At 63.1% G+C, this 18,222-nt stretch carries 15 protein-coding genes; 13 read left to right on the top strand and 2 right to left on the bottom strand.

Going from position 1 to position 18,222, the window contains the following annotated elements; translation table 11 throughout:
• The first annotated feature begins 6 nt into the window (after positions 1–6).
• From murD to lpxC, 9 genes are all read left to right on the top strand, one after another.
• Positions 7–1,353: a UDP-N-acetylmuramoyl-L-alanine--D-glutamate ligase gene (gene murD / locus AC5O5I_RS23440; protein WP_172287536.1), complete on the top strand. Its 1,347-nt coding sequence runs from the start codon at positions 7–9 to the stop codon at positions 1,351–1,353.
• Complete coding sequence (gene ftsW / locus AC5O5I_RS23435) at positions 1,350–2,564, top strand: putative lipid II flippase FtsW (protein WP_218584640.1); 1,215 nt, start codon at positions 1,350–1,352, stop codon at positions 2,562–2,564. The genes murD and ftsW overlap by 4 nt, the downstream gene beginning before the upstream one ends.
• Positions 2,554–3,633: an undecaprenyldiphospho-muramoylpentapeptide beta-N-acetylglucosaminyltransferase gene (murG, locus tag AC5O5I_RS23430; protein WP_494511645.1), complete on the top strand. Its 1,080-nt coding sequence runs from the start codon at positions 2,554–2,556 to the stop codon at positions 3,631–3,633. Before ftsW ends, murG begins: the two co-directional genes overlap by 11 nt.
• Positions 3,626–5,074, top strand: coding sequence for a UDP-N-acetylmuramate--L-alanine ligase (gene murC, locus AC5O5I_RS23425; protein ID WP_172230777.1), 1,449 nt, complete (start codon positions 3,626–3,628; stop codon positions 5,072–5,074). The genes murG and murC overlap by 8 nt, the downstream gene beginning before the upstream one ends.
• Positions 5,071–6,027 carry a D-alanine--D-alanine ligase gene (locus AC5O5I_RS23420; protein ID WP_172230780.1) on the top strand — a complete coding sequence of 319 codons (957 nt, stop codon included), beginning with the start codon at positions 5,071–5,073 and terminating at the stop codon, positions 6,025–6,027. The genes murC and AC5O5I_RS23420 overlap by 4 nt, the downstream gene beginning before the upstream one ends.
• A gap of 5 nt (positions 6,028–6,032) precedes the next feature.
• Positions 6,033–6,902, top strand: a complete 870-nt coding sequence (locus tag AC5O5I_RS23415) for a cell division protein FtsQ/DivIB (RefSeq protein ID WP_172230783.1) — start codon at positions 6,033–6,035, stop codon at positions 6,900–6,902.
• A 14-nt stretch (positions 6,903–6,916) separates the two neighbouring features.
• Positions 6,917–8,179, top strand: a complete 1,263-nt coding sequence (ftsA, locus tag AC5O5I_RS23410; RefSeq protein ID WP_016488959.1) for a cell division protein FtsA — start codon at positions 6,917–6,919, stop codon at positions 8,177–8,179.
• A gap of 55 nt (positions 8,180–8,234) precedes the next feature.
• Positions 8,235–9,431, top strand: a complete 1,197-nt coding sequence (gene ftsZ, locus AC5O5I_RS23405; protein WP_016488958.1) for a cell division protein FtsZ — start codon at positions 8,235–8,237, stop codon at positions 9,429–9,431.
• A gap of 112 nt (positions 9,432–9,543) precedes the next feature.
• Positions 9,544–10,455, top strand: a complete 912-nt coding sequence (gene lpxC / locus AC5O5I_RS23400; RefSeq protein WP_494511644.1) for a UDP-3-O-acyl-N-acetylglucosamine deacetylase — start codon at positions 9,544–9,546, stop codon at positions 10,453–10,455.
• Positions 10,456–10,531: 76 nt separating this feature from the next.
• Here the strand turns inward: lpxC and AC5O5I_RS23395 are convergent, their stop codons facing one another.
• Positions 10,532–11,419: a hypothetical protein gene (locus tag AC5O5I_RS23395; RefSeq protein ID WP_494511643.1), complete on the bottom strand. Its 888-nt coding sequence runs from the start codon at positions 11,417–11,419 to the stop codon at positions 10,532–10,534.
• Between the two features lie 99 nt (positions 11,420–11,518).
• Positions 11,519–11,974, bottom strand: coding sequence for a DUF721 domain-containing protein (locus AC5O5I_RS23390; protein WP_494511642.1), 456 nt, complete (start codon positions 11,972–11,974; stop codon positions 11,519–11,521).
• 328 nt (positions 11,975–12,302) lie between these two features.
• Here AC5O5I_RS23390 and secA point away from each other — a divergent pair, with 328 nt between their 5' ends.
• The 4 genes from secA to AC5O5I_RS23370 all read left to right on the top strand — a co-directional run bounded on the left by secA (position 12,303) and on the right by AC5O5I_RS23370 (position 18,055).
• Positions 12,303–15,038, top strand: coding sequence for a preprotein translocase subunit SecA (gene secA, locus AC5O5I_RS23385; RefSeq protein WP_172287273.1), 2,736 nt, complete (start codon positions 12,303–12,305; stop codon positions 15,036–15,038).
• A 172-nt stretch (positions 15,039–15,210) separates the two neighbouring features.
• Positions 15,211–16,428, top strand: coding sequence for a bifunctional glutamate N-acetyltransferase/amino-acid acetyltransferase ArgJ (gene argJ, locus AC5O5I_RS23380; RefSeq protein ID WP_172233061.1), 1,218 nt, complete (start codon positions 15,211–15,213; stop codon positions 16,426–16,428).
• Positions 16,429–16,481: 53 nt separating this feature from the next.
• Positions 16,482–17,114: a glutathione S-transferase family protein gene (locus AC5O5I_RS23375; protein WP_494511641.1), complete on the top strand. Its 633-nt coding sequence runs from the start codon at positions 16,482–16,484 to the stop codon at positions 17,112–17,114.
• Complete coding sequence (locus tag AC5O5I_RS23370; protein WP_494511640.1) at positions 17,111–18,055, top strand: Nudix family hydrolase; 945 nt, start codon at positions 17,111–17,113, stop codon at positions 18,053–18,055. Before AC5O5I_RS23375 ends, AC5O5I_RS23370 begins: the two co-directional genes overlap by 4 nt.
• Positions 18,056–18,222: the final 167 nt, after the last annotated feature.

Raw genomic sequence — 18,222 nt, 5'->3', positions numbered from 1 at the left:
ATGAGCGTGTCTTTGATCGCTTCCGACCAATTCCGCATCGTTGTCGGCCTCGGCAAGAGCGGCATGTCCCTGGTTCGCTTCCTGGCGAGCCGGGGCATTGCCTTTGCGGTCGCCGACACCCGCGAGCAACCGCCGGAACTGGACACCCTGCGCCGTGACTACCCGCAGGTGGAAGTGCGCTGTGGCGAGCTGGACGTCGACTTCCTTTGCCGCGCCAACGAGCTGTACGTGAGCCCCGGCCTGGCCCTGGCCACCCCGGCCCTGCAGCAGGCGGCGGCGCGTGGCGTGAAGCTGTCTGGCGATATCGAGCTGTTCGCCCGTCACGCCAAGGCGCCGATCATTGCCATCAGCGGTTCCAATGCCAAGAGCACCGTCACCACCCTGGTCGGCGAAATGGCCGCCAAGGCTGGCAAGCGTGTGGCGGTGGGGGGCAACCTCGGCACCCCGGCGCTGGACCTGCTGGCCGATGACGTCGAGCTGTACGTGATGGAACTGTCCAGCTTCCAGCTGGAAACCACCGACCAGCTCAACGCCGAAGTGGCCACCGTGCTGAACATCAGCGAAGACCACATGGACCGCTACAGCGGCCTGCCAGCCTATCACCTGGCCAAGCACCGGATTTTCCGCGGCGCCCGCCAGGTCGTGGTCAACCGCCAGGACGCCCTCAGCCGGCCACTGCCGGTAGAAGGCATCCCCTGCTGGACCTTCGGTCTCAATCAGCCGGACTTCAAGGCCTTCGGCCTGCGTGAAGTGGACGGCGAAAAATACCTGGCGTTCGAGTTCCAGGCCCTGATGCCCGCGCGCGAGCTGAAGGTTCGCGGTGCCCACAACCAGAGCAACGCCCTGGCGGCGCTGGCCTTGGGTCACGCGGCCGGCCTGCCGTTCGAACCCATGCTCGAAGCCCTGCGCGAGTTCGGTGGCCTGGCCCACCGCTGCCAGTGGGTGCGCGAGCGCAACAGCGTCAATTGGTACGACGATTCCAAGGCTACCAACGTGGGTGCTGCCTTGGCCGCCATCGAGGGCCTGGGTGCCGACATCGAAGGCAAGCTGGTGCTGATCGCCGGCGGTGATGGCAAGGGTGCCGACTTTGCCGCCCTGCGCGGGCCGGTGCAGCGCTTCTGCCGCGCCGTGGTGTTGCTCGGCCGCGATGCCGAGCGCCTGGCCGAGGCGCTTGGCGAGGGTGTGCCACTGGTTCGCGTCAAGACCCTGGACGATGCCGTGCAGCAATGCGCCGCGCTGGCCCAGCCAGGCGATGCCGTGCTGCTGTCGCCAGCGTGCGCCAGCCTCGACATGTTCAAGAACTTCGAGGAACGCGGGCGCCTGTTCGCCCAGGCAGCGGGAGGTCTTGCATGATCTTCGGCATCCTCAAGCCTTATCCGTCGCCGCTGATCAGCGGCCGTGGCATCGACCTGGACTTCGCCATGCTCGCCGGCTGCCTGGCGTTGCTGGGCCTGGGCCTGGTGATGATCACCTCGGCGTCCTCGGAAGTGGCTGCGGTGCAGTCGGGCAACCCGCTTTACCACATGTTCCGCCACCTGGTGTACGTGGCCATCGGCCTGGTCGCCTGTGGCGCGACCATGCTGGTGCCGATCGCCACCTGGCAGCGCATGGGCTTCATGATGCTGCTGGGCGCCTTCGGCCTGCTGGTGCTGGTGCTGGTGCCGGGTATCGGCCGTGAAGTGAACGGCTCCATGCGCTGGATCGGCTTCAGCTTCTTCAACGTGCAGCCTTCGGAAATTGCCAAGGTGTTCGTGGTCATCTACCTGGCGGGTTACCTGGTACGCCGGCAGACCGAGGTGCGTGAAAGCTGGATGGGCTTCTTCAAGCCGTTCATCGTGCTGCTGCCCATGGCCGGCCTGCTGCTGATGGAGCCGGACTTCGGCGCCACCGTAGTGATGATGGGCGCGGCCGCGGCCATGCTGTTCCTTGGCGGGGTGGGGCTGTTCCGCTTCAGCCTGATGGTGGTGCTGGCCGTGGTGGCGGTATTCGTGCTGGTCCAGGCACAGCCCTACCGGATGGCGCGGCTTATCACCTTTACCGACCCCTGGTCCGACCAGTTCGGTTCGGGCTACCAGCTGACCCAGGCACTGATCGCGTTCGGCCGTGGCGAGTGGCTGGGCGTTGGCCTGGGCAACAGCGTGCAGAAGCAGTTCTACCTGCCCGAAGCGCACACCGACTTCGTGTTCTCGGTACTGGCCGAGGAGCTTGGCGTGGTCGGCTCGCTGGTGACCATCGCGCTGTTCGTGTTCGTCACCGTGCGCGCGCTGTACATCGGCCTGTGGGCCGAGAAGGCCAAGCAGTTCTTTGCCGCCTACATGGCATTCGGCCTGGCTTTCCTGTGGATCGGCCAGTTCCTGATCAACATCGGCGTGAACGTCGGCCTGCTGCCGACCAAGGGCCTGACCCTGCCGTTCCTCAGCTACGGGGGCAGCTCGCTGGTGATCTGCTGCGCCTGTGTGGGGCTGTTGTTGCGCATCGAGTGGGAAAGCCGCACGCACCTGGGCAGCGAGGAACACGAATTCAGCGAAAGCGATTTTGCCGAGGAGACCAATCATGGCCGCTGACGGCAAGAACGTACTGATCATGGCGGGCGGCACCGGGGGCCACGTGTTCCCGGCCCTGGCCTGCGCCCGTGAGTTCCAGGCGCGTGGTTACAGCGTGCACTGGCTGGGCACCCCGCGTGGCATCGAGAACGAACTGGTGCCCCAGGCTGGCCTGCCATTGCACCTGATCCAGGTCAGCGGCCTGCGCGGCAAGGGCAAGCTGTCGTTGCTCAAGGCGCCCTTCACCCTGGTCAAGGCCGTGCTGCAGGCGCGACGCATCATTCGCCAGCTCAAGCCGGTATGCGTACTGGGCTTTGGCGGCTACGTGACCGGCCCCGGCGGCGTGGCCGCGCGGCTGTGCGGCGTACCGCTGGTGATTCACGAACAGAACGCCCGGGCCGGAACCGCCAATCGGTTGCTGGTGCCGCTCTCGGCGCGGGTCTGCGAAGCTTTCCCGAACACCTTCGAGGCCAGCGACAAACGTCGCACCACTGGCAACCCGGTGCGCCCGGAGCTGTTCATGGACGCGCAACGCGCGCCCCTTGCCGAACGCCGTGCACGCCTGTTGGTGCTGGGCGGCAGCCTGGGTGCGGAACCATTGAACAAATTGTTGCCTAAGGCCCTGTCCGAAGTGCCCGCCGCCGTGCGGCCAGAGGTGTTCCACCAGGCCGGCAAGCAACACGCGCCGATCACCGCCGAGCGTTATCACGAGGTGGGCGTCGCGGCTCAGGTAGAGCCTTTCATCAAGGACATGGCTCAAGCCTATGGCTGGGCCGACATGGTGGTGTGCCGGGCCGGTGCCCTGACCGTCAGCGAACTGGCGGCAGCGGGCCTGCCCTCGATGCTGGTGCCCTTGCCCCACGCCATCGACGACCACCAGACCCACAACGCCCAATATCTGGCCCGCGAAGGCGCTGCCTTCCTGATGCCACAAGCGACAACTGGCGCAGCGCAGCTCGCTGAACGCCTGAACGAGGTGCTGATGCAACCCGAGAAACTCAACGTCATGGCAGGCACCGCACGGCGCCTGGCCAAACCTGCCGCAACCAGCACCGTGGTCGATATCTGCCTGGAGGTGGCCCATGGTTGAGAGCCAGAAAGCCATGCCCCAGCCGAAGATGGGCCGTATTCGTCGCATCCACTTCGTCGGTATCGGCGGCGTAGGCATGTGCGGCATTGCCGAAGTGCTGCTGAACCTGGGCTATGAAGTGTCCGGTTCCGACCTCAAGGCTTCGCCGGTCACCGAGCGCCTGGAGTCGTTTGGCGCCGAAATCTTCGTCGGCCACCGCGCCGAGAACGCCGCCACTGCCGATGTGCTGGTGGTGTCCAGCGCGATCAACCCGGCCAACCCGGAAGTCGCCACCGCCCTCGAGCGGCGAATCCCGGTGGTGCCGCGCGCGGAAATGCTCGCCGAGCTGATGCGCTACCGCCATGGCGTGGCCGTTGCCGGCACCCACGGCAAGACCACCACCACCAGCCTGCTGGCTTCGGTGTTCGCCGCCGGCGGCCTGGACCCGACCTTTGTCATCGGTGGCCGCCTGACCGCTGCCGGCACCAATGCCCAGCTGGGCACCAGCCGCTACCTGATCGCCGAAGCCGACGAGAGCGACGCCAGCTTCCTGCACCTGCAGCCGATGGTGGCCGTGGTTACCAACATCGACGCCGACCACATGGCGACCTACGAGGGTGATTTCAATAAACTGAAGAAAACCTTCGTCGAGTTCCTGCACAACCTGCCGTTCTATGGCCTGGCAGTGATGTGCCTGGACGACCCGGTGGTACGCGAGATCCTGCCGCAGGTGAAACGCCCGACCGTAACCTATGGCTTCAGCGAAGAGGCCGACATCCGCGCCATCAATGTTCGCCAGCAGGGCATGCAGACCCACTTCACCGTGCTGCGCCGCGACTGCGAGCCGCTGGAGGTATCGGTGAACATGCCCGGCAACCACAACGTGCTCAATGCCCTGGCTACCATCGCCATCGCCACTGACGAAGGCATCACCGACGAGGCCATCATTCAGGGCCTGTCCGGCTTCCAGGGTGTCGGCCGACGCTTCCAGGTGTACGGCGAGCTGCCGGTCGACGGCGGCAGTGTGATGCTGGTCGACGACTACGGCCACCACCCGACCGAAGTGGCCGCAGTGATCAAGGCCGTGCGCGGTGGCTGGCCAAGCCGCCGCCTGGTGATCGTCTACCAGCCGCACCGCTACAGCCGTACCCGCGACCTGTACGACGATTTCGTCCAGGTGCTGGGCGATGCCAACGTGTTGTTGCTGATGGAGGTCTACCCGGCCGGCGAAGAGCCGATCCCCGGTGCCGACAGCCGCCAGCTGTGCCACAGCATCCGCCAGCGCGGCAAGCTGGACCCGATCTACATCGAACGTGGTGCCGAACTGGCGCCGCTGGTCAAGCCACTGCTGCGTGCTGGCGACATCCTGATCTGCCAAGGTGCCGGTGATGTCGGCGGCCTGGCCCCGCAACTGATGAAAAGCCCGCTGTTCGCTGGCGCCAAGCAGGAGAAGTCGAAATGACCAGCGCCTACGACAAGCTGCACTCGACCCTGGACGTCAAGGCGTTCGGCCGAGTCGCGGTGCTTTACGGTGGCAAGAGCGCCGAGCGTGAAGTATCGCTCAAGTCCGGTGCTGCGGTGATCGAAGCGCTGACCTCTGCCGGTGTCGACGTGGTCGCCATCGACGTTGGTGACGACCTGCTCGACCGCCTGCAAAGCGAGAAGATCGACCGTGCCTTCATCATCCTCCACGGCCGTGGCGGTGAGGACGGCAGCATGCAAGGCCTGCTGGAGTGCCTGGGCATTCCCTACACCGGCAGCGGCATCCTCTCCTCGGCCTTGGCCATGGACAAACTTCGCACCAAGCAGGTGTGGCAGAGCCTGGGTATTCCGACCCCGCGCCATGCCGTGTTGAGCAGCGAAAACGATTGTGTTGCAGCCGGCACGGAACTGGGCTTCCCGCTTATCGTCAAACCTGCCCATGAAGGCTCTAGCATCGGCATGGCCAAGGTGAACAGCGTCGAAGAACTGACCGCTGCCTGGCAGGCTGCCGCCAAATACGATTCCCAGGTTCTGGTCGAGCAATGGATCCGCGGCCCGGAGTTCACCATCGCGGTGCTGCGTGGCCAGGTGCTGCCGCCGATCGCCCTGGGCACTCCGCACGTGTTCTACGACTACGACGCCAAGTACATCGCCAATGACACCCAGTACCGCATCCCGTGCGGCCTGGACAGCGTCAAGGAACAGGAACTGATCGACCTGACCGCACGCGCCTGCGATGCCATCGGCATCGAAGGGTGGGGGCGGCTGGACGTAATGCAGGACGAGCAGGGCCGGTTCTGGCTGCTCGAAGTCAACACCGCACCGGGCATGACTGATCATAGCCTGGTGCCCATGGCGGCCCGCGCGGCCGGCCTGGACTTCCAGCAACTGGTGCTGGCAATCCTGGCCGAAAGCGTGACGACGCGAGGTTAATCAACATGCAAGGCGCAATGATACGTCAGCAGCAACCCGTTACCGGCCGTAGCAAGCCGGTGCCGCGTGGTGCCAGCCGGCTGGTGGCCGACGAGCCCGTATCGGCGCGCCTGCCGCGGCCCAGCCTGGGCGGCCTCAAGCGCCTGCTGTGGCCGGTGCTGCTGGTGGCGGCCGGTTTTGCTGCCTATGAGGGCGCCATCCGGCTGATGCCGTATGCCGACCGGCCGATCACCAAGATCGATGTGCAGGGCGACCTCAGCTACATCAGCCAGCAGTCGGTGCAGCAGCGTATCGCGCCATACGTGGCGGCGAGTTTCTTCAGTGTCGACCTGCCGGCGATGCGCGCAGAGCTCGAGCAGATGCCATGGATTGCCCACGCCGAAGTGCGTCGGGTGTGGCCGGACGAGGTGGTGATCCGCCTGGAAGAACAGCTGCCGGTGGCGCGCTGGGGTGAAGAGGCTTTGCTCAACAACCAGGGCCAGGCCTTTACCCCGCGCGAACTGGCCAACTACGAGCACCTGCCGCAGCTGGCCGGGCCGCAGCGTGCTCAACAGCAAGTCATGCAGCAGTATCAGGTATTGAGCCAGATGCTGCGCCCCCTGGGCTTTTCCATCGCTCGCCTGGAGCTGCGCGAGCGAGGCAGCTGGTTCCTGACTACGGGCGCGAGCAGCGCCGGGCCGGGCGTCGAGCTGCTGCTGGGGCGCGACCATCTGGTGGAGAAGATGCGCCGTTTCATTGCCATTTACGACAAGACACTCAAAGACCAGATCACCACTATCGCCCGCATTGATCTGCGTTATTCCAACGGACTTGCCGTTGGTTGGCGGGAACCGATTGCACCGACGACGGCCCAACCCGCCGTTGCGAAGAATTAGAGAGAGGCAGGACCATGGCAAACGCGCATAGCGGCAAAATGATCGTCGGGCTGGACATTGGCACCTCCAAGGTGGTGGCGCTGGTGGGCGAAGTGGGCGAAGACGGCACCCTGGAGATCGTCGGGATCGGCACCCATCCGTCCCGCGGCCTGAAAAAAGGCGTGGTGGTGAATATCGAGTCCACCGTGCAGTCGATCCAGCGCGCCGTGGAAGAAGCGCAGCTGATGGCTGGCTGCCGCATCCACTCGGCGTTCGTCGGCGTGGCCGGCAACCACATCCGCAGCCTGAACTCGCACGGCATCGTCGCCATCCGCGACCGCGAGGTCAGCCTGGCCGACCTCGAACGCGTGCTCGACGCGGCCCAGGCCGTGGCGATTCCGGCTGACCAGCGCGTGCTGCACACCCTGCCGCAGGACTACGTGATCGACAACCAGGAAGGCGTACGTGAGCCACTGGGCATGTCGGGCGTGCGCCTGGAAGCCAAGGTCCACGTGGTCACCTGTGCGGTCAACGCGGCGCAGAACATCGAGAAGTGCGTACGCCGCTGCGGCCTGGAAATCGACGACATCATCCTCGAGCAGCTGGCCTCGGCCTACTCGGTGCTGACCGACGACGAGAAAGAACTGGGCGTGTGCCTGGTAGACATCGGTGGTGGCACCACCGACATCGCGATCTTTACCGAGGGCGCGATCCGTCACACTGCGGTGATCCCGATTGCCGGCGACCAGGTCACCAACGATATCGCCATGGCCCTGCGTACCCCCACCCAGTACGCCGAAGAAATCAAGATCCGCTACGCCTGCGCCCTGGCCAAACTGGCCGGCGCCGGCGAGACCATCAAGGTGCCAAGCGTGGGTGACCGCCCACCGCGTGAGCTGTCGCGCCAGGCCCTGGCCGAGGTGGTGGAGCCGCGTTACGACGAGCTCTTCACCCTGATCCAGGCCGAGCTGCGCCGCAGTGGCTACGAAGACCTGGTGCCCGCTGGCATCGTCCTCACCGGCGGCACCGCGAAAATGGAAGGCGCCGTGGAACTGGCCGAGGAAATCTTCCACATGCCGGTACGCCTGGGCGTACCGCACAGCGTTCGGGGGCTGAGCGACGTGGTTCGCAACCCGATCTATTCCACCGGCGTGGGCTTGCTCACCTACGGCCTGCTGAAGCAGTCCGAGGACTTGATCCTGACCGGTAACACCAACAGCAGCAACAACAGCTATGGCGATGAACCGAAGGCCCCAGTGCTTGAGCGCTTCAAGAAGTGGGTCCAGGGCAACTTCTAAGTTTCAAAGCAGTAGTGGTAGGCGCAACAACTAGAGAACTGTAAGGAGAGGGAAAATGTTCGAGCTCGTAGACAACGTCCCGCAAAGCCCGGTCATCAAGGTGATCGGCGTTGGTGGTGGTGGCGGCAACGCCGTCAACCACATGGTCAAAAGCAGCATCGAAGGTGTGGAATTCATCTGCGCCAACACCGATGCCCAGGCGCTGAAAAGCATTGGCGCGCGTACCATCCTGCAACTGGGCACTGGCGTGACCAAGGGCCTGGGTGCCGGTGCCAATCCGGAAGTCGGCCGTCAGGCCGCACTGGAAGACCGTGAGCGCATCGCCGAAGTGCTGCAGGGCACCAACATGGTGTTCATCACCACCGGCATGGGCGGCGGTACCGGTACCGGTGCAGCGCCGATCATTGCCGAAGTGGCCAAGGAAATGGGCATCCTCACCGTTGCGGTGGTGACCCGTCCGTTCCCGTTCGAAGGCCGCAAGCGCATGCAGATCGCCGATGAAGGCATCCGCATGCTGGCTGAAAGCGTCGACTCGTTGATCACCATCCCCAACGAGAAACTGCTGACCATCCTGGGCAAGGATGCCAGCCTGCTGTCCGCCTTCGCCAAGGCTGACGATGTGCTGGCCGGAGCCGTGCGCGGTATCTCCGACATCATCAAGCGCCCGGGCATGATCAACGTCGACTTTGCCGACGTGCGCACCGTGATGGGCGAGATGGGCATGGCCATGATGGGTACTGGCTGCGCCAGCGGCCCGAACCGTGCGCGTGAAGCGACCGAAGCGGCCATTCGCAACCCGCTGCTGGAAGACGTCAACCTGCAGGGCGCCCGCGGCATCCTGGTGAACATCACCGCCGGCCCGGACCTGTCGCTGGGTGAATACTCCGATGTGGGTAGCATCATCGAAGCCTTCGCCTCCGACCACGCGATGGTCAAGGTCGGCACCGTGATCGACCCGGACATGCGCGACGAGCTGCACGTGACCGTTGTGGCCACTGGCCTGGGTGCGCGCATCGAGAAGCCTGTGAAGGTGGTCGACAACACCCTGCAGACCGCGCAGCAGGCGTACGAAGCGTCCAACCCGGCACCGGTTCGCCAGGAGCAGCCTGCAGTCAACTACCGAGACCTGGAGCGCCCGACCGTGATGCGCAACCAGGCCCATGCAGGTGCTGCCGCAGCCGCTAAACTGAACCCTCAGGATGACCTGGACTACCTTGATATCCCGGCTTTCCTGCGTCGCCAGGCTGATTAATGGAATTTATCAGGGGTATAAAGGTGATTGGTATTCATCAAAGGTTGGGTCTGTTATCATCCTCAGCCTTTGTTGATACCTGTTCGCAATTTGCGCTGAAGCGGCCAATGCCATGATTAAACAACGCACCCTGAAGAATACCATCCGTGCCACAGGTATCGGCCTGCACTCCGGTGAGAAGGTCTACCTGACCCTCAAGCCTGCACCTGTGGACACCGGCATCGTCTTCCGCCGCGCCGACCTCGACCCTGTGGTCGAGATCCCTGCGCGTGCGGCCAACGTCGGCGAGACAACCATGTCGACGACGCTGGTCAACGGTGACGTCAAGGTCGACACGGTCGAGCACCTGCTCTCTGCCATGGCGGGCCTGGGCATCGATAACGCCTACGTCGAGCTCTCCGCCTCGGAAGTGCCGATCATGGATGGCAGCGCCGGACCCTTTGTATTCCTGATTCAGTCTGCCGGCCTGGAAGAACAGGACGCAGCCAAGAAGTTCATCCGCATCCTGCGTGAGGTAACTGTGGAAGAGGGCGACAAGCGCGCCACGTTCCTGCCTTTCGAAGGGTTCAAGGTGAGCTTCGAGATCGACTTCGATCACCCGGTGCTTCGCAACCGGACCCAGAGCGCCAGCGTCGACTTCTCCAGCACCTCGTTCGTGAAGGAAGTCAGCCGCGCCCGTACCTTCGGCTTCATGCGTGATATCGAGCACCTGCGCAAGCACAACCTTGCGCTGGGTGGCAGTGTCGAGAACGCCATCGTGGTCGATGAGGACGGTGTGCTCAATGAAGACGGCCTTCGTTACGAAGACGAATTCGTCAAGCACAAGATCCTCGACGCCATTGGCGACCTGTACCTGCTGGGCAACAGCCTGATCGGCGAGTTCAAGGGCTTCAAGTCCGGCCACGCGCTGAACAACCAGCTGCTGCGCAAGCTCATTGCTGAAACCGATGCCTGGGAAGTGGTTACGTTCGAAGATGCCAGCACGGCACCGATCTCCTACATGCGCCCTGTTGCGGCGGTGTAAGTTCGAACACTCTCTAGTTCATTGAGGCCACCGCGAGGTGGCCTTTTTTATTGGGGATTCTGTTCCAGGGCCTGAGTTATAGCGGTGTGGTGAATTTGAAGAAGTCCATGTAGATGTGATCCTGAGCCTCGATCACGATGCTGGCGATAGTTTCTGCATCGCCGCAGCGATAATTTATCGAATGATCAAGGCCATCCACTTTTTTCAAGTCCAGCGTATGCAAGGGTTTGTGCGAGGGGCTGAAAAACTGGATTTTTGCATCAGCCTGAAGCCAGGTCAGTTGAAAATCGACCTGGGAAAACGCTCCGTTCAGATCCAGCTTGAGTTCCTGCTTCTTGTCATCCATGCCCATCGCCAAGGCTTCTTTCTCCAGCTTTCCGGGGGTCTGATAAGTGTATCTGTGGATGCCTGCTTGTCCTTCGCCCGACACGAAGTGGACCGTCATGACTTCTCGATCAATCTTCGCGCCTTCGCGGATGAGCTGATGCGGGGAACCGTCAAAAAGTTCTTCGCATTGGCTTGGATGAATCCAGATTTCATCTAGTAGAAAATGGGCTGGTGACGGTGCTGAATCTGGGATTGGCGGGAGGCTGCGTACGGTCAGCGCTACTCGCTGCTCGCCCCCTGAGGCGGTAAAGCGCGCCCGGTAGGTGTGCCAATCTTGACTGGTCAATCGTTCGGCGGTGTTCGAATCATGGCCGTCAAATGTCCATCGGAGCTCTGGATCAAAGTCGCTTCCTTCCAGACGCTTCACGCGCGCGGATATTACATACTCAGTGCCACTTGTGAGCCCGCTGAAAGTTTTCGAAATGGTAGTGCCCAGCAGGTGCTGGGCGAAGCTCAGGCAGTGGTTGTCTGTGTGTTCTTCCTTGATGATAATTACCAGATGCTTGTAGGTCGGATTGACGCTCCAGTCGTTCCAGGCATCAGACTCAAAAGTGGTGTGATCAAAGAAGTAGCTCATGGCATTGAACCTCATGTGTCGGGGTTCAAATAGTCGGGCGCATCGGCAGGCTGCGTAAACTGGCAAAACTATCAGTTGCGGGAGGGCGGATATCGAGCGTCAGGGCTTTAACGAGGCGTGAGAAGCCAGGCGTTCCAGTGCCGCGCGCAATTTAGGGTCGGTGATACCTTCCGCCGTATCGCGCAAGCTTTCGGCAGCACTGCTCGACAGCTCAGCAATGTGCCCACCGCGCTTGGCCGGCACCAGCGGGGGCTGGACCTTGAACAGAATTCGCCTGAGATTGCCGAATGCCTCCATGCCCTGCAACACCGCCAGCAACCGCTTCTGCTGATAGCGCAGGCGTGTCGCCCAATGGCCGTCGGTTACCACCAGCAACAACGTGCCATCGCGCCACGACGCCACGTGGCAATGCTCGCGGGCAGCGGGTTGCAGCTGGCTTTCCAGCAGGCGCTGCAAGTGTTCCAGACGCTCGGCCTGGTTCAACAGCAGGCGCAGCGGGCGCACCTGGCGCAGCAGGGCGGACGGTGGCTGGGCGGGGGAGGGTTTGTAGGCCATGGGGTACGCATGTGGTTACAAGAACGGCAGTCTACCACCTCAGCTGCCCGTGCCGGCCTCTTCGCGTCGAACCGCCAAGAAGAGGCGACACAGGCAAGACGAGATAAGACTAATTCTCGATACCTTTCATGTAGCCAGGCCTTGAACTCAGGGACAATGCCCCTATCTAAGACAAGCCCCTGCCAAAACGCGGTAAAAGTATCGTGGAAATCCACCACTTTCTTCACCATCGTTTCCGGGTAGAATGCTCGTTCGCATGCGGCCTTAGGGCTGCACGGGCGACTCATGGGGCCGCCCTCCATCCCTACGTGTGGAAGATCCTGCCAATATGTTTGCGCCTTTGTTAAAAAAACTTTTTGGAAGCAAGAACGAGCGTGAAGTGAAACGCATGCTCAAGACGGTAGCTATCGTCAATGCCTTCGAAGAGAAGATGGTGGCCCTCTCCGACGAACAACTGCGGGGCAAGACCGCAGAGTTCAAGGAGCGCCTGGCCAAAGGCGAGACACTGGACCAATTGCTGCCCGAAGCCTTCGCTGTCGCGCGCGAGGCCGGCAAGCGCGTGATGGGCATGCGTCACTTCGACGTGCAGCTGATCGGCGGCATGACCCTGCACGAGGGTATGATCGCAGAAATGCGCACCGGTGAAGGCAAGACCTTGGTCGGTACCCTGGCCGTGTACCTCAACGCACTGTCGGGCAAAGGCGTGCACGTGGTCACCGTCAACGATTACCTGGCCCGCCGCGACGCCAACTGGATGCGCCCGCTGTACGAGTTCCTCGGCCTGTCGGTCGGCATCGTCTCGGCATTCCAGCCGCCGGAAGAAAAGCGCGCCGCGTACGCGTCCGACATCACCTACGGCACCAACAACGAATTCGGTTTCGACTACCTGCGCGACAACATGGCGTTCAGCCAGGAAGAGAAGTTCCAGCGTGAACTCAACTTCTCGGTCATCGACGAAGTCGACTCCATCCTCATCGATGAAGCGCGTACCCCGCTGATCATCTCTGGCCAGGCCGAAGACAGCTCCAAGCTGTACATCGAGATCAACCGCCTGATCCCGCGCCTGAAGCAGCACATCGAGGAAGTGGAAGGCCAGGTTACCCAGGAAGGCCACTTCACCATCGACGAGAAGAGCCGGCAGGTCGAGCTCAACGAAGCGGGTCACCAGTACATTGAAGACATGCTCACCCAGGCCGGCCTGCTGGCCGAGGGCGAGAGCCTGTATTCGTCGCACAACCTGGGCCTGCTGACCCACGTCTATGCCGGCCTGCGCGCGCACAAGCTGTTCCATCGCAATGTCGAGTACATCGTCCAGGACGGCCAGGTGCTGCTGATCGACGAGCACACCGGCCGTACCATGCCCGGTCGTCGCCTGTCCGAGGGCCTGCACCAGGCCATCGAAGCGAAAGAAAACCTGAACATCCAGGCCGAAAGCCAGACCCTGGCTTCGACCACCTTCCAGAACTACTTCCGCCTGTACACCAAGCTGTCCGGCATGACCGGCACCGCCGACACCGAAGCGTTCGAGTTCCAGTCCATCTACGGGCTCAACGTGATGGTCATCCCGCCGAACAAGCCGCTGGCGCGCAAGGACTTCAACGACCTGGTGTACCTGACCGCCGACGAGAAATACGCCGCGATCATTGCCGACATCAAGGAAAGCATGACTCTTGGCCGCCCGGTGCTGGTAGGTACGGCGACCATCGAAACCTCCGAGCACATGTCCAACCTGCTGCAGCAGGAAGGCATCGAGCACAAGGTGCTCAACGCCAAGTATCACGAAAAAGAAGCCGAGATCATCGCACAAGCAGGCGCGCCGGGTGCCCTGACCATCGCCACCAACATGGCTGGTCGTGGTACCGACATCCTGCTGGGCGGTAACTGGGAAGCCGAAGTGGCCGCGCTGGAAAGCCCTACGGCCGAGCAGATTGCCCAGATCAAGGCCGACTGGCAGAAGCGTCACCAGCAGGTGATCGAGTCGGGTGGCCTGCATGTGATCGCTTCCGAGCGCCATGAATCGCGCCGTATCGACAACCAGCTGCGTGGCCGTTCCGGCCGTCAGGGTGACCCGGGTTCCAGCCGCTTCTACCTGTCGCTGGAAGACAGCCTCATGCGCATCTTCGCCTCTGACCGGGTGAAGAACTTCATGAAGGCGCTGGGGATGCAGTCGGGCGAGGCCATCGAGCACCGCATGGTCACCAACGCCATCGAGAAGGCCCAGCGCAAGGTCGAAGGCCGCAACTTCGACATCCGTAAGCAATTGCTCGAATACGACGACGTGGCCAACGAGCAGCGCAAGGTGATCTACCACATGCGCAACAGCCTGCTGGCCGCCGAGAACATCGGCGACACCATCGTCGAATTCCGCAAGGAAGTGCTGGACGCTACCATCAGCCAGCACATTCCGCCGCAGTCGCTGCCCGAGCAGTGGGACGTGGCCGGCCTGGAAGCTGCGCTGGCCAGCGATTTCGCCATGAAGCTGCCGATCCAGCAGTGGCTCGACGAGGACGATCACCTCTACGAAGAGACCCTGCGCGAGCGGCTGCTCAGCGAAATCACCACGGCCTACACCGAGAAGGAAGACCAGGCCGGTATCGACGCCCTGCGCACCTTCGAGAAGCAGATCCTGCTGCGTGTGCTGGACGATCTGTGGAAAGACCACCTGTCGACCATGGACCACCTGCGTCACGGTATCCACCTGCGTGGTTATGCGCAGAAGAACCCGAAGCAGGAGTACAAGCGCGAGTCGTTCAGCCTGTTCCAGGAACTGCTCGAGTCGATCAAGCGCGATACCATCCGCGTGCTGTCGCACGTCCAGGTTCGCCGCGAAGACCCGGTCGAAGAGGAAGCCCGCCTGCGCCGCGAGGCCGAGGAGCTGGCCAGCCGCATGCAGTTCCAGCACGCCCCGGCCCCTGGCCTGGAAAGCGAGCAACTGAGCGAGGAGGGCGCTGAAGTGGCGGTTGCTGCCGCGCCAGTGCGCAATGACCAGAAGCTGGGCCGCAACGAGCCGTGCTGGTGTGGCTCGGGCAAGAAGTTCAAGCATTGCCACGGGCAGATCGAGTGATCTGATCCGGTTGTTGTAACCTGAACCATCCGGGGGCCGCTGTGCGGCCCATCGCGACACAAGGCCGCTCCCACAGGAATCGCGACAACCCTGTAGGAGCGGCCTTGTGTCGCGATGGGGCGCGAAGCGGCCCCGTTTTTCGCTATCAACCGTAATTTCTAGGAGCGCTCTAATGGCTGTTGGTCTTGGTCCTTTGCCTACCCTGCACCCGGTTCCGGGTTTTGAACTCGGCATCGCTTCTGCCGGCATCAAGCGCCCGGGGCGCAAGGATGTAGTGGTCATGCGCTGCGCCGAAGGCTCCAGCGTGGCCGGCGTGTTCACCCTCAACGCCTTTTGTGCCGCGCCGGTGATCCTCTCCAAGCAACGTGTACAGGGCACCGTGCGCTATCTGCTGACCAACACCGGTAACGCCAACGCCGGTACCGGCGCCCCAGGCCTGGCCGCTGCCGAGCGTACCTGCGCCAAGCTGGCCGAGCTGGCTGGTGTGCCCGCCGAAGCGGTACTGCCATTTTCCACCGGCGTGATCGGCGAGCCGCTGCCGGTCGAGAAGATCGAAGGTGCGCTGCAGGCCGCCCTCGACAACCTGTCGGAAAACCACTGGGCGGAAGCCGCCACCGGCATCATGACCACCGACACCTTGCCCAAGGGCGCCAGCCGTCAGTTTCAACATGATGGCGTGACCGTTACCGTCACCGGCATCAGCAAAGGTGCAGGCATGATCCGCCCGAACATGGCCACCATGCTCGGCTACATCGCTACCGACGCCAAGGTGTCGCCAGCGGTGCTCAAGGACCTGATGCTCGACGGCGCCAACAAGTCGTTCAACCGCATCACCATCGATGGCGACACCTCGACCAACGACTGCTGCATGCTGATCGCCACCGGCAAGGCCAACCTGCCGGAAGTGACCGAAGCCGGCGGTGCGTTGTTTGAAGCGCTGAAAAAGGCGGTGTTCGAAGTGTGCATGGAAGTTGCCCAGGCCATCGTCCGTGACGGCGAAGGTGCCACCAAGTTCGTCACCGTGCAGGTTAACGGTGGTGGCAACCACCAGGAATGCCTGGACGTGGGCTACGCCGTGGCCCACTCGCCGCTGATCAAGACCGCCTTGTTCGCCTCTGACCCCAACTGGGGTCGTATCCTGGCAGCAGTCGGCCGTGCCGGCGTGCCAGAGCTGGATGTCAGCCTGATCGACGTGTACCTGGACAGCGTCTGCATCGCCAGCCAGGGCGGCCGCAGCCCGAGCTACACCGAAGCGCAGGGTTCGGCAGTAATGGCCCAGGAAGAGATCACCATCCGCATCGAGCTGGGCCGTGGCCAGTGCAGCGAAACCATCTGGACCACCGACCTGTCGCACGAATACGTGAAGATCAACGCCGAGTACCGTACCTGATGTGATCGGGGCCGCAACGCGGCCCCGATTTTTCCAAATGATGGAGCCGAACCATGAGCTATCACCTGATCATCGGCGACAAGCTGTACTCCTCCTGGTCGCTGCGTGGCGCCCTGGCCCTTGAGCTGGCCGGCGTGCCATACGAAGAATCCTTGATCAAACTCAATCAGCCTGACACCCGTCAGCGCCTGCTCGCGTACTCGGCTACCGGCAAGGTGCCGTTGCTCAAGACCGAGCACGGAGTGATCGCCGACTCGCTGGCGATTGCCGAATACCTCAACGAACGCCACCCCGAGGCCCAACTGTGGCCTGCCGACGTGGCTGCCCGCGCCCAGGCGCGGTCGGCGTGCGCGCAGATGCACAGCGGCTTCTTCGCCCTGCGCGGGGCCATGCCGTTCGATCTGTCGCGCGATCAGGCACTGGACAGCGTGCCGCTGGACGTGCAGATCGACATCGATCGTATGGTTGCGCTGTGGTCCGAATGTCGGGTGCTGGCCAAGGACAGCGGCCCGTTCCTGTTCGGCAAGCCGAGCCTGGCCGATGCCTTCTTCGCCCCGGTGGCCGTGCGGCTGCGTACCTACCGGGTGGAGGTACCCGCAGAGGCGGCAACCTACATCGAGACCATTTATCAGTGGCCAGCGTTCAAGGCCTGGCAGCAGGCTGGCCTGGCGGAGCGTGCAGGGTGAAACGTATTCATGTAGTAGCCGCTGTGATTCGCGGCAGTGATGGCCGCATTCTGATCGCACGCCGTGCCGACACTCAGCATCAGGGCGGCCTGTGGGAGTTTCCTGGCGGCAAGGTAGAGGACGGCGAGGGCGTCGAGGCGGCGCTGGCCCGTGAGCTGCGCGAGGAGTTGGGTATCGAGGTGAGCCGTTCGCGGGCCTTGATCAAGGTCAGCCATGACTACCCGGACAAGCAGGTGCTGCTGGATGTTCGCGAAGTCGAGGCGTTCACGGGCGAGCCGCACGGCGCCGAGGGGCAACCGCTGGAGTGGGTTGCCCCGCGCGATCTGGCTCAGTACGAATTCCCCGAGGCCAACAAACCGATCGTTGCTGCCGCGCGCCTGCCTGATCAGTACCTCATCACCCCGGAGGGGCTGGAGGTGCCGCGGATGCTCAAGGGCATCCAGAAGGCGGTTGCCAGTGGCATCCGCCTGGTCCAGTTGCGGGCCCCGGACATGTACGACCCCAAGTACCGCGACGTGGCGGTGGATGCGGTCGGGCTGTGTGCAGGCAAGGCGCAACTGATGCTGAAAGGGCCGTTGGAATGGCTGGGTGACTTCCCGGCTGCCGGTTGGCACCTGACGGCAGCGCAGTTGCGCAAATACGCGGCCAAGGGCCGGCCGTTCCCCAAGGAGCGCTGGCTGGCGGCGTCCTGCCACAGTGCCGAGGAGCTGGCGCTGGCCGAGCAGATGGACGTGGATTTCGTCACCTTGTCGCCGGTGCAGGCCACCCAGACCCATCCCGAGGCCGTGCCATTGGGCTGGGACGAGGCGCAGCGCCTGATCGCCGGGTTCAGCAAGCCGGTTTATCTGCTGGGTGGGGTAGGGCCCGATGAGCGTGAGCAGGCCTGGAATATCGGGGCACAGGGTGTGGCCGGGATCCGGGCGTTCTGGCCTGACGCCTGAGTAATTGGGGCCGCCATGCGGCCCATCGCCGGCCAGCCAGCTCCCACAGAGCCCGCGCAGGGCTTGAAGTCTGTGCCAGCTCCCACTGAGCCTGCACAGGGTTTGAAGTCTGTGCCGTCTCTGTGGGAGCTGGCTTGCCGGCGATGGGCTGCGCAGCAGCCCCAAAA

The organism is Pseudomonas sp. 9_2_1, assembly GCF_059295275.1.
This window is presented reverse-complemented; position numbering and strand designations above follow the sequence as displayed.

Coding starts and splice junctions, on each gene's coding strand:
- lpxC (WP_494511644.1), top strand. CDS start 9,544: ATGATTAAACAACGCACCCTGAAGAATACCATCCGTGCCACAGGTATC.
- secA (WP_172287273.1), top strand. CDS start 12,303: ATGTTTGCGCCTTTGTTAAAAAAACTTTTTGGAAGCAAGAACGAGCGT.
- AC5O5I_RS23395 (WP_494511643.1), bottom strand. CDS start 11,419: ATGAGCTACTTCTTTGATCACACCACTTTTGAGTCTGATGCCTGGAAC.
- AC5O5I_RS23390 (WP_494511642.1), bottom strand. CDS start 11,974: ATGGCCTACAAACCCTCCCCCGCCCAGCCACCGTCCGCCCTGCTGCGC.
- argJ (WP_172233061.1), top strand. CDS start 15,211: ATGGCTGTTGGTCTTGGTCCTTTGCCTACCCTGCACCCGGTTCCGGGT.
- ftsA (WP_016488959.1), top strand. CDS start 6,917: ATGGCAAACGCGCATAGCGGCAAAATGATCGTCGGGCTGGACATTGGC.
- murG (WP_494511645.1), top strand. CDS start 2,554: ATGGCCGCTGACGGCAAGAACGTACTGATCATGGCGGGCGGCACCGGG.
- ftsW (WP_218584640.1), top strand. CDS start 1,350: ATGATCTTCGGCATCCTCAAGCCTTATCCGTCGCCGCTGATCAGCGGC.
- AC5O5I_RS23375 (WP_494511641.1), top strand. CDS start 16,482: ATGAGCTATCACCTGATCATCGGCGACAAGCTGTACTCCTCCTGGTCG.
- murC (WP_172230777.1), top strand. CDS start 3,626: ATGGTTGAGAGCCAGAAAGCCATGCCCCAGCCGAAGATGGGCCGTATT.
- AC5O5I_RS23420 (WP_172230780.1), top strand. CDS start 5,071: ATGACCAGCGCCTACGACAAGCTGCACTCGACCCTGGACGTCAAGGCG.
- AC5O5I_RS23415 (WP_172230783.1), top strand. CDS start 6,033: ATGCAAGGCGCAATGATACGTCAGCAGCAACCCGTTACCGGCCGTAGC.
- ftsZ (WP_016488958.1), top strand. CDS start 8,235: ATGTTCGAGCTCGTAGACAACGTCCCGCAAAGCCCGGTCATCAAGGTG.